We start from the raw sequence: 15,623 nt of genomic DNA on the forward strand, positions 1-15,623 counted from the left end.
GAAAGAAAATTCACAGTGTTCACGTAAAGGTGTGAAATTTCTTGCACACTTTTATCTTAAATGTTTTTCCTCTGTCTTGCAAGACAATTTCTGCTATAATGTAAGCGAACGTGTCGAAAGTGAGGATATACAGGTATGCAGCGATTAATAGCGTTAATTATATTATTAATTCCAGGAATCATTGCCGTTTACGGTATCAAGCTGATGAGAGATATGGTTTTTAATATCCCTCACCCACTCATTCCAAGTTTAACCCTCCAATTTTTGATTGGATTAATCTTCTTCTTAGTGGGTCTTTGGTTTGTAGCTGGTTTTATCTTTTACCGTGACAAAAAACAAAGCAAAGTTCAAAAACGATTTCAAAAATAAATGAAAAAAACTGCAAACAAAAAAGCTTGGGTGCAAAATACCCAAGCTTTTTTATATTTATCTCCTCAACTTCTTCACTCGCTAGGGGAACTACTTACACCTTGTTTAAATATTTATCCTTGAAATTAGTTGCATATTACCCAACTGGTTCCATGTTATTTCGTTACATGAGGTAAATCCTTTTCAATTGATTTTTAAACTATTTTTTAGTTGAACAGCTCTTCGAGGGTAGTCAGTGAAAAAGCCCGATATTCTTTCTTGAAAAAGCCGCTTCATTGTTTTTTCATCATTCACTGTAAACGGCCGAACCTTCACATTATTTTCTAAGGCTTGCTTTATCACATTAGAAGGTGCTGCCTTAATATGAGGATGAATCCCATTTGCTCCTACCCATTTCGTATATTCCCATGGCTTAAAAATTCCCTCCATATATAACACTGCCTTTTCAATGGAAGGTGCAAGAGTATGTAAGCGAGCAATACTAAAATGATTAAAGCTAGAAAATATAATAAGGTGTTCAACTTGATATTTTTCAATCAAATCCAAGACTTTTTCTTCTAGACCTGGATAAGGAACGATACCATTTTTCAATTCGATGTTGACCAATGTTTGTTTGCGAGCAGCCCATTCTAACACTTCTTCAAGAGTGGGTATTTGGGCATGTTCAAACTGTTTTTTAAACTTGTGAACGGCATTTAATGCTTGAAGCTCCTTTAAGGTGAGATCCTTTACGAAGCCTTTTCCATCTGTGGTTCGATTTACTTTTTCATCATGAATTACAACAGGTACTCCATCCTTTGAAAGCTGTACATCTAACTCAATTCCATCAGCACCATCAATAAATGCTTGCTGAAAACTAAGCATCGTATTTTCAGGATGTGTACCAGCAGCTCCACGATGTCCAAATATTTTTGTCATTACATCACCCTCTTTTTAACCATTAAGATATAGCAAGTCAGAAAAAATTGTCAAGTTACGTATATTTTAGTAAAATCGATTATTGTAAGTGAGGTGAAAGGAATGCGACCACTTCAAATCTCTGCAGAAACTGCACAAAGGCTTGCGAAAGCTCTGGATATCCCTTTAGAGCAAGTAATGCACTTACCTCAACATATTCTTGTTCAAAAGCTAGTGGAAATAGAACGTCAAGAGGCAAAAGATAAAAATAAGTAACAGCAATAGGGAAACCCAACATGCGAAGAACATGTTGGGTTTTTAATTCTCCTTTAATTCTTACTATCTCAAGAAGCTCTATGCTCTAAGCGCAGTTTATCAGCAACCATCGCAATGAATTCTGAATTTGTCGGTTTTGCCTTAGACATAGAAACCGTGTATCCAAAGAGAGAAGAAATGCTATCAATATTTCCACGTGACCAGGCTACTTCTATAGCATGTCGAATGGCACGCTCGACTCTGCTTGCAGTGGTATTGTATTTCTTCGCAATATCCGGATAAAGAACTTTCGTAATGGAACCGAGTAGCTCAATATCGTTATATACCATTGAAATGGCTTCTCGTAAGTATAGATAACCTTTAATATGAGCAGGAACTCCAATTTCATGAATAATGCTCGTGATGTTCGCGTCTAGGTTTTTCCCTTTAGACTCTGAGCCGGACGAACGGATGGATGAAGATGCACCAGTTCTCTTCAAAATAGGAGAAGACTTTCCGCTAACTTGACGGATGTTGCTCACAAGATTCTCCATATCGAAAGGCTTTAAGATAAAATAAGAAGCACCAAGATCTACTGCTTTTTTCGTAACATCTTCCTGACCGAAAGCTGTTAACATGATAACATTTGGTGACTTATCTAAATTTAGGGAGCGCATTTTTTCCAACACACCTAATCCATCTAAATGAGGCATGATAATATCAAGCACTAATACATCAGGACTCTTATCTTGGAGCAACTGAAGACACTCTTGACCGTTATGAGCAATCCCTACCACTTCCATGTCCTCTTGTGCTGAAATATACTCTTCTAAAAGACCTACTAATTCACGATTGTCATCCACAATACATACTTTAATTTTCATTTACTTGTATCCTCCTCAGTCCCTATACTTTCTTTCATTTCCTAGCTATATATGCTTTGCTGACAATAAAAACCATGTTGTTAAAAAACAAGGTTCCAGCTTTGCGAAAAATACAGCCAAATACCCCTTAAATTTTATTCTAAATGTTTAATTCGACAATGCAATAACATTTCCTTTAAAAAATTGAAAAAACCTAAAAAATATTATAAAATCTTTATTTTTCTCCAGATTCCTTCGTTTTTCGACTTAATCCGCATATAATTACATATTATGGTGTTTTTGTCGAAAAATCTTTATTAATCTATCATAACGCACTCCACAAAAAAAAGCGAGCTTAGAATTTCAGCTCACTTTCTTTTCTTTTTTATAAATATCAATACCCGCTTCATTTAACATCCATTCAATATGGACACCATATCCACTTGTTGGATCGTTAACAAAAACATGGGTGACTGCTCCAATCACTTTTCCATTTTGAATTATTGGACTTCCACTCATCCCTTGCACAATCCCACCTGTTTTATCTAAAAGTTTAGGATCGGTGATTTTAATTACCATTCCTTTTGTAGCAGGGAACTTTTGTGGAATGCTACTTACTACTTCCACATCAAATTCTTCTACTTTGTCCCCTTCCACAACGGTAAATATTTTAGCTGGACCTTCTTTTACTTCAGAAGAAAGGGCAATTGGAAGCTTTTTATCCAATATTCCATTTTGTATATCGTTATGAAGGGTACCGAATATCCCAAATGGGCTATTTCTAGAAATGTCACCAATTGCTGTACGGTCTTTAGAGAATCTTGCAAGTTTTTCACCCGGTACACCGTTACTTCCTTTATCAATCGATGTGACAGTGGAACGAACAATTTGACCATCCTGAACAATAATTGGTTTTTTCGTATCCATATCTGAAATTACATGGCCAAGTGCACCGTATTTCATGGTTATGGGATCATAAAACGTCATTGTTCCAATTCCTGCAGCAGAATCCCTAATATAAAGGCCTATTCTAAAGGAACTTTCCTGCTTATCTTTTAATGGGATAAGTTTTGTCTTAATGGATTGATTTTCACGGGTAATGACCACGTCTAACGGCTTTCCTGTTTTTCCTGATTCTTGAACAAAGGGAGCAACGTCGCTCATTTGTTCGATACTCTTACCGTTGATTTTTGTGATAATGTCACCAACTTGAATTCCTGCAATTTCGCCAGGAGATTTCTTGCCTTTTTCCGTATCCACTTGATGGTGCCCTACAACAAGAACACCTAACGTATTAAGTTTTACACCGATGGATTGCCCACCTGGGTATACATAGTATTTTGGGATGACATCAACATTTACTTGTTTGACTGGAATTCCTGCGAGTTCTAAAACAACGTTACCTTCACCGGCCTGTTTCCCGTTGAACCCGATTGTTTTGTCTGCTGTTTGGATACTTAGGGGTGTAACAGAAGCTTCGCTATTCATCTTTGCAGTCACCGGAATGGATGACTGGAAATGTAATCCTTGTCCTTCAAACATCGTTAAATTGTTTGGGATTTGGACATACTCTTTAAATGGTTGACTTACACATAATACCATGACTGAAACAAGGAGAAATACACCAACAATTTTTCTAATAATATCTTCTCTCAAACTTTTTCACTCTCCTCGCTCCTATCCCACACCATTCATGGCTACATTATATAATTTTGCCTTGTCAGGCCACATTTATAACACCTTGATCAATAAAAAAAGTACCCTTTATGGATAGTTATGTTAGGTATAGCGCAAAACAGTAAAAAACCGCTGCACTTAGGTGCAACGGTTTCAAGGCTGTTTGATGCTTCCAGCGATTTCTAGAAGCTCACGTGCATGTTCTTTTGTTAGGGAGGTAATTTCCACTCCAGATATCATGCGGCCAATTTCGCTGATTTTTTCATCTTTATTTAATTCACTAACCTTAGTTTTTGTTCTTTCACCAGATACTTCCTTGCTGATAAACAAATGTGTATCAGACATGGCAGCGACCTGCGGAAGATGGGAAATACAAAGAACTTGGGAATCCACTGAAACCTGATAAATCTTTTCTGCAATAGCTTGGGCCACACGACCACTAACCCCTGTATCCACTTCATCAAAAATAATCGAGGTAACACCCTGATGCTTGGAAAAGATGCTTTTGATCGCAAGCATGATTCGCGATAATTCTCCACCTGAAGCCACCTTTGCCATTGGCTTTAATGGTTCCCCTGGGTTGGTTGTTAAGTAAAACTCCACGACGTCTACTCCATTTTTTGAAAATGAAAATTCATCTGTACTTTTATTGATACGACTTTCGATATTAACATCAAAAATAGCTTTTTCTAAATACAAATCCTTAAGCTCTTTATGGATGCTTTTCATCAGTTTCTGCGCAGCTTTCCTACGAGCATCTGTTAGTGTTTTTGCTTCTAATAAAAGGTCTTCCTTTAGAGAATGTAGCGATTGTTGAAGCTGATGGATATGAGAATCTCTGTTTTGTAAGGTTTCGAGCTCTTCCTCAATTTTTGCACCATACTCCAACACTTCAGCAACGGTACTTCCATACTTTCGTTTCAGCTGTTTAATTTCGTTAAGCCTGCTCTCGATAAAGTCAAGACGGTTAGGATCATATTCAAGCTGGTCTATATCATCTCTAATTTTGTAGGAAAGCTCTTCTAATTGATAAAAGGCATTGGAAATCACCTCGTTAATATCCTTTAACTCGGAATCAATTTCCTCTAAACCCTCTGATTCAGACATAGCTTGACCGACCCAATCCAGGCCCTTTTGCTCCCCACGAAGTGCATGGTAGCAGTTGTTTAATGACTGGTATAAGCGTTCATAGTTACTAATTTTCTTTCGTTCTGCAAGTAGTTCCTCTTCTTCATTTATATTAAGCTCCGCCTTGTTTATTTCTTCTGCTTGAAATTGCAACAGGTCAAGGCGGTGAGCCATTTTTTGCTCATTATCCGTCAGCTCAAGCAGACGTTTTTCCACATCTTTATATGTATCGTATACTTCTGAATAGGATTGAAGTTCCTTTTGGACACTTTTCCCTCCATATTGATCTAAAAGAGGCAGATGTAGATCAGCATCCATTAACTCTTGGTGCTCATGCTGCCCATGAATATCAACAAGGGTTTGTCCCACTTCTCGTAATAAAGCGATGGTAACAAGCTTTCCGTTGACTCGGCAAACGCTTTTTCCACTCGCATGAATTTCTCTTCGTAGCACAACCATGCTGTCATCTATATCAATGCCAAGTTCCCCGCAAACATGATAGGCTGGATGACTCTCATCTTCCAAAAGGAATAAACCTTCCAGTTCTGCTCTTTTTTCACCAAAGCGGACATATTCATGAGAACCTCGCCCGCCCGCAAGTAAGTGAATCGCATCAATGATAATGGATTTCCCAGCTCCTGTTTCACCCGTTAATACGGTTAAACCTTTTTCAAAGGATATAGAGAGAGATTCTATAATAGCAAAATTTTTGATTGTCAATTCAGCAATCATTTCATCACGTCCTCAAGTGGTTTATAACATATTGATAAAACGGTCAGATAAGCCCACTGCTTCTTCAGGTGTACGGCAAATGATCAAGCATGTGTCATCACCGCAGATGGTTCCAAGGATCTCCGGCCAATCGAGATTATCAATCAAAACTCCAATAGCATTCGCATTCCCCGGCATCGTCTTCATGACAATCATATGTCCAGCAACGTCGATTTTCACAAATGCATCCATGAGTGACCGCTTTAATTTTTGTAGGGGATTAAAGCGTTGATCTGCTGGTAGGCTATATTTATATCTTCCGTCTAATAATGGTACCTTAACAAGATGAAGCTCTTTGATGTCTCTTGATACTGTTGCCTGTGTCACATTAAATCCAAGGCTTTTAAGGCGGTCTACTAGTTCATCCTGTGTTTCAATTTCACTATTTGTTATTAGTTCTCGTATTTTAATATGTCTTTGCCCCTTGGTCATGTTGGCACCCCTTAACTTGTCTATTCCAAATTCAAAAAGTAACATCGCAGTTGATTTCGATAAAGGCTAAGCTTTCCGCGGAAAAACTTTTAGCCTGCTCGGGTATTTGCCCTCGTTGGTCTCAGATTGCCGCTTCATTCTACGAATTTTGCTCCAATCTACAGCTAGAAACTACTCGATATCAACATTCTACTCACACAAACATTCCAAAATATAGTATACCATTAAAACGAATGCTGTCTTCTTTTATGTAAGCTCTTTTCTAAAAGATTGTTGCTAAAAACCTAAGAAAAAGCTGGCTATAAGACTTTTTCCAGTCATTAACCGAAGAAAAGTTGCCACATAATAATTGTCAAGAAAACAATCGAAAAAAGGAACAACCATTAAAATAGTTATTCCCCTTTTTCCGACTTAAGTTGTTGATGAGCATCTGCAATTATATCAGGGATGGACATCTTTAGATAATCTTGACCTTCTTCATGTTCTTTTGTATTCCATTGTAGGTGAAGCAAGAATTCTATATTTCCTTCTCCCCCTGTTATCGGTGAAAAAGAAGCATCCATTACATCATAACCTTGCTTTAGGCAAAATTGAATTATACCTTCCATAACAGCCTGATGTGTTTTGGGATCACGAACAATGCCCTTTTTCCCAACCTGATCTCTTCCTGCTTCAAATTGCGGTTTTACTAATGCAACTACATCACTTGTTGGAACTAGTAAGGTTTTTAATACGGGTAGAATTAATTTTAACGAGATGAACGATACATCTATTGTTGCAAACTCAGGCATGCCTTTCGTTAGGTCCACAGGAGTGACGTAACGAAAATTCGTTCGTTCCATTACTTCTACCCTTTCATCCTGCCTTAGCTTCCAAGCTAATTGGTTATAGCCAACATCCAATGCATAACTAAGTTTAGCACCATTTTGAAGGGCACAATCAGTAAAACCACCTGTGGAAGCACCGATATCAATGATAATTTTATCCTTTACATGTAAATCAAATACCTTTAAGGCTTTTTCTAGCTTTAAACCACCGCGACTTACATACGGAATAAGGTTTCCTTTTACTGTAAGAGGAGCATCCATGGCAACTTTTTCACCAGGCTTATCTAAGCGCTGTTCATTGGAATAGACCAACCCTGCCATAATGGATCGCTTTGCTTTTTCTCTTGTTTCCACAAGTCCCCTCTCCACGAGGAGCACATCTAATCTTTCTTTTTTAGCCATATTGTATTAAGCCCTTTTTTGCTTTCTTCTAGTTGTTAAACTTTTGACATTTTCAACGATTTTCTCTTTTGTTAAGTCGATTTCATTTAAAAGCTCTTTTACACTTCCATGTTCAATGAAACGATCAGGGATTCCCATTCGTACTACGCGATTGATATAACCATGATCACTAGCAAATTCCACTACAGCACTTCCAAAGCCGCCTTGCAGCACTGCTTCTTCCACTGTAACAAAAGGAACGCCTGACTTAAACAAGTCATGAAGCATAGCCTCGTCTAATGGTTTGATAAATCGCGCATTGACTACTTTGACATTGACGTTTTCTTTTTTTAAGAGTGCAGCAGCTTCTAGAGACATTCCAACGGTTGTTCCAAACGTTAGAATGACAGCATCTGTTCCTTCATGAAGTACTTCCCATGAGCCAATTGGTATTTCCTTCAGCTCATCATCCATCTTCACTCCCAGTCCATTTCCTCTAGGAAAACGTAGCGCAATAGGACCCTCATTATACTTTAACGCGGTATTAACCATATGCTGTCCTTCATTTTCATCCTTAGGCATCATTAAGACCATGTTTGGAAGATGACGTAAAAAGGCAATATCAAACACTCCCTGATGTGTTTCACCATCCTCACCAACAAGACCAGAACGGTCAATGCCGAAAAAGACATTTAGGTTCTGACGGCAAACATCATGGACAACCTGATCATATCCTCTTTGTAAAAATGTAGAGTAAATGGCTAAGAACGGCTTCATTTCTTGTGTTGCAAGACCAGCTGCCATTGTCACGGCATGCTGTTCGGCAATCCCAACATCAAACATACGATCTGGGAATTCTTTTGCAAAATCCTCAAGCTTTGAACCAACTGGCATTGCTGGTGTAATCGCAACAATTCGCTCATCTTCACGAGCAAGCTTGCGAACGGTTTCACTGATAACACTGCTCCAAGCCGGCGGGCCACCAACTGGCTTTAGGAAGTCTCCAGTTTCGATTTTATAGGGACCTGTACCATGCCAGGTGCCGATAGTGTCAAGCTCAGCTGGCTTATAGCCTTTCCCTTTTTTCGTAATAACATGAATGAGCACTGGGCCCTCGGTTTTTTTCGCATATTTCAAGTTATCAATTAATTCTTGATAATTATGCCCATCAATCGGTCCTAAATAAGTAAATCCTAGCTCCTCAAAAAACATTCCGGAGACGACAAGGTACTTTAAGCTATCCTTAATTCTTTCTGCCGTTGAGGCTAATTTTCCGCCTACAGCTGGAATTTTCTTTAGTAGCACTTCTAACTCATCTTTAACCCAATTATACTTACCGGCGGTTCGCATTCTTCCTAATGCGCTGTGCAATGCGCCAACATTTGGAGCAATAGACATTTCATTGTCATTTAAGATGACAATCATGTCTTTCTTTTCATGGCCGATATGATTGAGCGCTTCTAGAGCCATTCCACCGGTAAGAGCACCATCACCGATAATAGGAATCACAAAGTCATCTGTTCCTTTAATATCACGTGCAGCAGCCATTCCCATTGCACCGGAAAGAGAAGTCGAGCTATGTCCTGTTTCCCAGACATCATGCTCACTTTCGTTTCTTTTCGGAAATCCACAGAGCCCTTTATATTTACGTAAAGAATCAAACTCACAGGCTCGTCCTGTAAGGATTTTATGTACATAGGCCTGATGCCCAACATCCCATAAAAATTTATCCTTAGGGCTATCAAATACTTTATGTAGGGCAACGGTTAGTTCCACAACACCAAGATTTGGCCCAATATGCCCACCTGAAGTGGAGAGCTGTTCAATTAAAAAACGTCGAATATCTTCACTTAAGCTTTCTAATTCAGAAATAGACATCTTCTTTAGAAACTGCGGACTTTCAATTTTTGTTAGATCCAAAAGGGATCACTCTCTTTCCTTGCTAGTTTCGCTTATTTTGTAACACATATCATAACACAAATGCTTTTCATGCTCAATTTTCGCTCGGTTTTTCGAGGGCTAATGATCTCTATTTCCAATTAAATCGCATAGTTGTTCAAGCAAATCCGATTCAAGCTCTACCTCTAATAGTATCCTCTTCGCCTCAGTAATGTGGAAATCGAGTTTTTCTTTGGCACCTTCTATCGTCAATAAAGATGGATAGGTTACTTTCTCATTAGCTGTATCCGATCCTATCGGTTTACCGATTTTCTCTGCATCCCCTTCTATATCTAAAATGTCATCTCGGATTTGAAAGGCTAAACCTACGTGTTCTGCAAACAGCTCCATTTTGGCAATGTCCGTTTCTGATGCATCTGCTAAAATGGCTCCAGCAACTACACTATACTTTAGCAATTCTCCTGTCTTGTTGCGGTGTATGTACTCAAGCTCATGGAGTGATAGCTGCTTCCCTTCTCCTTCCATATCTGCTACTTGCCCACCAACCATTCCAACTGGTCCTGCTGCCTTTGCAAGCTCTCTTGATAGCGTTATAACTTTTATCACTTCTACACCTTCGTTTAATAGATCCGTTATGACGTCAAAACTGTAAGTAAGAAGCGCGTCTCCAGATAAAATAGCCATTGCCTCACCAAACACTTTGTGATTGGTTGGTTTTCCACGTCTAAAATCATCATCATCCATACTTGGCAGATCATCATGGATAAGCGAATACGTATGAATCATTTCAATCGCACAAGCAACAGGAATTCCTAGACTCTCTCTTTTTCCAAAAGAGTGAAGCGTTGCTAAAACAAGCAGAGGACGCAATCGTTTTCCTCCTGCTTTTAAAGAATAATTCATTGCCTCAATTAACGTTTTAGGTGCGTTTATCTTTTCCATATAAGAAAACAATGCATCCTCAACGATCGTTTTTTTCTCTTTCATGAAGGTTTGAAAATCTGTCTGCAACAACTACATTTCCTCCTCTTGCACCTGGAAGGTTTCTAGCTCACCATTTTCTTTTAAAATATGCTCCATTTCTTTTTCAACGGTCGTTAGTTTATCATGACATAGCTTCGAAAGCTTCATGCCTTCTTTGTAATAGGAAATGGCTTCTTCTAATGGCACATCTCCTTCTTCTAATTTTTCTACGATTGTTTCAAGCTCCTGCATTGCATCTTCAAATGTTCGTTCCTTTTTCTCACTCATTATTTTATCGCTCCTTTATATCCTGAATCTCACAATGTAATTGACCGTTTTGAAGGTGAACCTGAATCGCTTCCCCTTTTTTGGCCTGTTCTACATGCTTAATGATGGTGCCATCTTCTTTATATGCCAAACTATATCCACGATTCATAATTTTAAGCGGGCTTAAGCCATCTATTTTTGTCAACTTGTTTTGAAACTGCCACTGCTTTTGCTGTAGAGCCTGCTTCATTAGTTTTGTTAGTAACTTGGTATGCTGTTCAAGAGAAGCCTTTTCTGTTTCCCATTGCTTTTTCGGGTGGTTACGTACTAAAAGGCCAGAAATCTGATCCAATTTTACGTGCTTCTTCTCCACCATTCTCTTCATGGCAGCTTCTAAGTGATCTATTTTCCTATCAAGATCTTGCTGCTTTTGCGCATATAAATTTTTTGGATACCGAAAGGCGTAAGATTTCTGAAGTGTAGTGAGCCTATCCTTTAATTGCTGCATCAATTTATTGGATGCCCGGTGCAAACGAAACTTACGATCAGAAAGCCGCTCCATCAATTCATTTATATGTGGCACAGCTAGCTCTGCTGCTGCAGTTGGTGTTGGCGCACGCATATCAGCCACAAAATCAGCAATTGTGAAGTCTGTTTCGTGACCAACAGCGGAGATGATCGGTAACGTGGAAGCAAAAATCTCTCTTGCGACGATTTCCTCGTTAAATGCCCATAGCTCCTCGATGGAACCACCTCCTCGCCCAACAATTAACACATCTATGTCGCTTTTGGTGTGAGCGAGCTGAATGGCTTTCACAATCGATGGTGCTGCATTCACCCCTTGAACCAAGGCAGGAATAACATATATTTTTGTGAGAGGATAACGCCGTTTTAAGGTCGTGATGATATCCCTTACCGCCGCTCCAGTTGGTGAAGTGACGATACCAACTGCACGAGGATATTTAGGCAAAGCTTTTTTATGTTCTGGTGAAAACAACCCTTCTTGAGAGAGCTTTTTTTTGAGCTCTTCATAGGCTAGAAATAGACTTCCTACACCATCCGGCTGCATTTCTTTTATGTACATTTGATAGGATCCATTTGCTTCATATACGGTAATCTCACCACGGACAAGAACTTTCATCCCTTCCTGTGGTTTAAAAGCAAGATTTTTATTGTTGCCTGCGAACATTACCACCTGCAAACGGGCATTTTGATCCTTTAAGGTAAAATACATATGTCCGCGGCTATGCTGTTTAAAGTTGGAGATTTCTCCTTTTAGCCAAACATCCTGCAAATGTGGATCCACATCAAATTTTCTTTTTATGTATTTAGTTAATGCAGTAACAGTTAAGTATCTGCGCTCACTCATTTTTGCGGCTCCTTTTTAAGGAATTAGATCGCATTTTTGTTTATGCGAAAAAAGATGGAAGAACCAAATGTTCCCTCCATCTTTAAACATACCATATTATTAAGAAAACGTCTTGCTTTCACTTGCATCCTTTTGGGCAGATTCCAACGTGTTTTGAAGGAGCATGGTGATTGTCATGGGACCAACACCACCTGGTACTGGAGTAATATAGCTAGCCTTTTCCACAACTTGCTCAAAGTCAACATCGCCACAAAGTTTTCCAGTTTCAAGTCTGTTTACCCCAACATCAATTACAATGGCACCTGATTTTACATATTCAGGTCCGATAAATTTAGGGCGTCCAACGGCTGCAATAAGAATATCTGCTTGTTTTGTTATGGAAGCTAAGTCTTTTGTACGCGAATGACAATAAGTAACGGTTGCATCTTCTTTTAAAAGAAGTTGACCAACAGGCTTTCCAACAATATTACTACGACCGATAACAACGACATGTTTGCTTGAAATGGAAACTTGGAGGGACTTTATCATCTCTACAATTCCATATGGAGTACAAGGTAAGAAAGCTTTTTGATCAATCATCATTTTCCCTACATTTACGGGATGAAAACCATCTACATCCTTTAAGGGAGAGATATGCTCTATGACTGCCAGCTCATCAATGTGCTCAGGGAGAGGAAGCTGCACTAAAATTCCATGAACGGAATCGTCCTGGTTAAAATACGAAATTCTATCTAGTAATTCTTCTTGAGAAATCGAGCTAGGATGTTTTTCTAAAATGCTTCTAATACCTGCTTCCTCACAAGCTCTTTCTTTGGCTCGAACATAGGACTGCGAGGCAGGATCTTCTCCAACTAAAATTACCGCCAAGCTTGGTTGAATGCTTTTTTCAGCCTGTAGTTTTTGAACCTCGTTTTTAATCATCGTTCTTTTTTCCATTGCAAGTTCTTTTCCTGATACAATCACTGCTGACATACTAAGCTCCCCCTTCATGTAAGTGACTATTTTTCTAAGCGTTCCTTCACCTTCGAAAGTACTGCATTGATAAAACCACTTGATTTATCATCACCAAATGTTTTTGCTAGCTCGATTGCTTCATTCATAGTCACATTCACTGGAATTTCTTCTACATAGATCATCTCATATGTAGCCATTCGCAAAATAGTGCGATCGACCGTGCCTAAACGCTCGAGCGACCATTTTTCCAGGTGACTTTTCAATGTAGAATCAATTTCTTCTGCATGTTCTTTTGTACCGATGACAATGCTCTTTAGAAATTCATCTACTTGTTCATTCTCTTCTAGTACGTTTGCCATTGCTTCTTCTGGCGGAATATCACTAAGGTCCATTTGAAAAATTGCCTGAAGTGCTTTTTCCCTTGCTTTACTACGTTTCATTTTCCGGTCTCCTTATCGTGCTATCCTAATATAAATGATAATAGCACATTTTTTTCAAAAAACACATCATTTTTCATTGTTTTTTCATCTAAAAACAAACAAAATAATGAATTTGTATATAAACGTTCGGATTTAAGCGTTTTTATTTGCTATAGGGGAGCAAACGCTTATGATATAACCTCATCATTGCCTAGAAAATTGACACTTATTCTAACACAAAGCGAATTAAATTTTACCTCTTATGAGCAAGGAAAACAAGGCTATTTCACTATTTCTTGTTGACAAAAAAAAGCAGGCACCCTTTGCATAAGAGTGCCTACAAAACGACAGAGATCCTGTAATTAAACCTCTTGTTCAACTTCCACTTCATTTTTTTGCGTTTCAAATTGAACGCCAACCACATGAATATTCACTTCTGCTACTTCTAAAGCAGTCATGTTCAGTAGAGCCTGACGGATATTATCCTGGACTTTTTGAGCAACAGTTGGAATGGAAATCCCAAATTGCATTACGCAGAACACATCTACTTTTATTCCTTCTTCGGAAAGGTCCACTTTTACACCTTTGCCGTGATTCTTTTTACCAAGTCTTTCTGCAACACCTGCTGCAAAGTTTCCACGCATTTGCGAGACACCATCTACTTCAGATGCAGCAATACCTGCAATTACTTCAATTACTTCTGGAGCAATTTCTACTTTTCCAAGAGAATTGTTATTTTCCATTTCTAATAAGTTTCTCTCACTCATTCAATTGTCCTCCTTTTAATTTAGGAATTCATGACATCATATTTTTCAAGAAATTTCGTATTGAAATCTCCATCTTTAAACTTCTCGTGATCCATTAGTTTCAGATGGAAAGGAATCGTTGTATGAACTCCTTCTATAATAAATTCACTTAATGCACGTCTCATTCGTAAAACTGCCTCTTCCCGTGTCGCTCCATACGTAATGAGCTTAGCAACCATCGAATCATAATAAGGAGGAATGCTATACCCAGGGTACACTGCTGAATCCACACGCACTCCTAGTCCACCTGGAGGAAGGTACATTTCGATTTTACCTGGTGAAGGCATAAAGTTCTTTTCCGGATTCTCTGCATTAATACGACACTCGATGGACCAGCCGTTAAAGACTACATCTTCTTGGCGAAGAGACAATCTTTCACCTGATGCTACCTTAATCTGCTCTTTAATGAGATCGACCCCTGTTACCATTTCGGTAACCGGGTGCTCCACTTGAATTCGGGTATTCATTTCCATGAAGTAGAATTTCTTATTCACATAGTCATAAATAAATTCTATCGTACCTGCACCAGTATAGTCTACCGCCTCAGCTGCTTTTACTGCTGCATCTCCCATTTTCGCACGGGTTTCTTCATCCAGAACCGGCGATGGAGTTTCTTCTACGAGTTTTTGCAGACGTCGCTGGATGGAGCAATCACGCTCTCCAAGGTGAATCGTATTGCCGTGGCTGTCTGCTAGGACTTGAATTTCTACGTGGCGAAAATCTTCAATAAACTTCTCAAGGTACACGCCAGGATTACCGAATGCTGTGGATGCCTCCTGCTGCGTAATGGAGATGCCTTTTTTCAGTTCTGCTTCATCTCTTGCCACACGAATTCCTTTTCCGCCACCACCTGCAGTTGCTTTAATGATGACAGGATAGCCGATATCATTTGCAATGGAAACTCCATCAGCAATATTTTCGATGATTCCTTGTGAACCAGGAACAATCGGAACATTTGCCAGACGCATCGTCTCTCTTGCTACATCTTTTGTTCCCATTTTACTAATCGCCTCTGGGCTTGGACCAACAAACGTAATATTGCACTCTCTGCAAAGCTCTGCAAAATCGGAGTTCTCTGCTAAAAACCCATACCCAGGGTGAATGGCATCTGAACCTGTTAATTTAGCGACACTGATTACATTGGTAAAGTTTAAGTAGCTATCCTTAGAAGCTTTTGGACCAACGCAATATGCCTCATCTGCTAGCTGGACATGAAGAGATTCTTTGTCCGCTTCTGAATAGATGGCAACTGTCTCAATATTTAATTCTTTACACGCACGAATGATTCGTACGGCGATTTCTCCTCTGTTTGCAATCAATAATTTTTTTATCATCATTGTCTCCCC

16 protein-coding genes are annotated in these 15,623 nt (G+C 39.0%); 2 read left to right on the forward strand and 14 right to left on the reverse strand.

All coding sequences use genetic code 11. From position 1 onward, the window contains the following. Window positions 1-135 precede the first annotated feature (135 nt). Window positions 136-369 carry a DUF2627 domain-containing protein gene (locus FIU87_RS13390; RefSeq protein WP_152445054.1) on the forward strand — a complete coding sequence of 78 codons (234 nt, stop codon included), beginning with the start codon at window positions 136-138 and terminating at the stop codon, window positions 367-369. A gap of 183 nt (window positions 370-552) precedes the next feature. Here FIU87_RS13390 and FIU87_RS13395 read toward each other — a convergent pair whose 3' ends face one another. Next, window positions 553-1,287, reverse strand: coding sequence for a glycerophosphodiester phosphodiesterase (locus FIU87_RS13395; protein WP_152445055.1), 735 nt, complete (start codon window positions 1,285-1,287; stop codon window positions 553-555). A 102-nt stretch (window positions 1,288-1,389) separates the two neighbouring features. Here FIU87_RS13395 and FIU87_RS13400 point away from each other — a divergent pair, with 102 nt between their 5' ends. Continuing rightward, window positions 1,390-1,542 (forward strand): YycC family protein, encoded by a 153-nt coding sequence (locus tag FIU87_RS13400; RefSeq protein WP_152445056.1) that lies wholly within the window; start codon window positions 1,390-1,392, stop codon window positions 1,540-1,542. Window positions 1,543-1,610: 68 nt separating this feature from the next. On the opposite strand, the gene spo0A is transcribed toward FIU87_RS13400, so the two are convergent. The 13 genes from spo0A to accC form a co-directional block, all read right to left on the reverse strand. Beyond that, a complete protein-coding gene (spo0A, locus tag FIU87_RS13405) occupies window positions 1,611-2,405 on the reverse strand; it encodes a sporulation transcription factor Spo0A (RefSeq protein WP_152445057.1) in 795 nt (264 codons plus the stop codon). Between the two features lie 342 nt (window positions 2,406-2,747). Next, on the reverse strand, window positions 2,748-4,040 hold the full coding sequence (gene spoIVB / locus FIU87_RS13410; protein ID WP_152445058.1) for a SpoIVB peptidase: 1,293 nt from the start codon (window positions 4,038-4,040) through the stop codon (window positions 2,748-2,750). 174 nt (window positions 4,041-4,214) lie between these two features. Continuing rightward, window positions 4,215-5,921: a DNA repair protein RecN gene (gene recN / locus FIU87_RS13415; RefSeq protein WP_152445059.1), complete on the reverse strand. Its 1,707-nt coding sequence runs from the start codon at window positions 5,919-5,921 to the stop codon at window positions 4,215-4,217. A gap of 21 nt (window positions 5,922-5,942) precedes the next feature. After that, window positions 5,943-6,392, reverse strand: a complete 450-nt coding sequence (gene argR / locus FIU87_RS13420) for a transcriptional regulator AhrC/ArgR (RefSeq protein ID WP_152445060.1) — start codon at window positions 6,390-6,392, stop codon at window positions 5,943-5,945. 392 nt (window positions 6,393-6,784) lie between these two features. Beyond that, window positions 6,785-7,621 carry a TlyA family RNA methyltransferase gene (locus FIU87_RS13425; protein WP_152445061.1) on the reverse strand — a complete coding sequence of 279 codons (837 nt, stop codon included), beginning with the start codon at window positions 7,619-7,621 and terminating at the stop codon, window positions 6,785-6,787. A gap of 6 nt (window positions 7,622-7,627) precedes the next feature. After that, entirely contained in the window at window positions 7,628-9,520 is a 1,893-nt protein-coding gene (gene dxs / locus FIU87_RS13430; RefSeq protein WP_152445062.1) for a 1-deoxy-D-xylulose-5-phosphate synthase, read from the reverse strand. Window positions 9,521-9,619: 99 nt separating this feature from the next. Next, complete coding sequence (locus FIU87_RS13435) at window positions 9,620-10,486, reverse strand: polyprenyl synthetase family protein (RefSeq protein ID WP_152446567.1); 867 nt, start codon at window positions 10,484-10,486, stop codon at window positions 9,620-9,622. Between the two features lie 27 nt (window positions 10,487-10,513). Next, on the reverse strand, window positions 10,514-10,750 hold the full coding sequence (locus tag FIU87_RS13440) for an exodeoxyribonuclease VII small subunit (protein WP_152445063.1): 237 nt from the start codon (window positions 10,748-10,750) through the stop codon (window positions 10,514-10,516). Window positions 10,751-10,754: 4 nt separating this feature from the next. After that, window positions 10,755-12,098, reverse strand: coding sequence for an exodeoxyribonuclease VII large subunit (xseA, locus tag FIU87_RS13445; protein ID WP_152445064.1), 1,344 nt, complete (start codon window positions 12,096-12,098; stop codon window positions 10,755-10,757). Window positions 12,099-12,197: 99 nt separating this feature from the next. Further along, window positions 12,198-13,070, reverse strand: coding sequence for a bifunctional methylenetetrahydrofolate dehydrogenase/methenyltetrahydrofolate cyclohydrolase FolD (folD, locus tag FIU87_RS13450; RefSeq protein ID WP_152445065.1), 873 nt, complete (start codon window positions 13,068-13,070; stop codon window positions 12,198-12,200). Between the two features lie 26 nt (window positions 13,071-13,096). Then, on the reverse strand, window positions 13,097-13,492 hold the full coding sequence (gene nusB / locus FIU87_RS13455) for a transcription antitermination factor NusB (RefSeq protein WP_152445066.1): 396 nt from the start codon (window positions 13,490-13,492) through the stop codon (window positions 13,097-13,099). Window positions 13,493-13,833: 341 nt separating this feature from the next. Beyond that, window positions 13,834-14,238, reverse strand: coding sequence for an Asp23/Gls24 family envelope stress response protein (locus tag FIU87_RS13460; protein ID WP_152445067.1), 405 nt, complete (start codon window positions 14,236-14,238; stop codon window positions 13,834-13,836). 20 nt (window positions 14,239-14,258) lie between these two features. Further along, window positions 14,259-15,611, reverse strand: a complete 1,353-nt coding sequence (gene accC, locus FIU87_RS13465) for an acetyl-CoA carboxylase biotin carboxylase subunit (RefSeq protein WP_152446568.1) — start codon at window positions 15,609-15,611, stop codon at window positions 14,259-14,261. Window positions 15,612-15,623: the final 12 nt, after the last annotated feature.

Origin of the sequence: Bacillus sp. THAF10 (genome assembly GCF_009363695.1) — a bacterium.
In the GTDB taxonomy this organism is placed as follows: Bacteria; Bacillota; Bacilli; order Bacillales; family Bacillaceae_I; genus Sutcliffiella_A.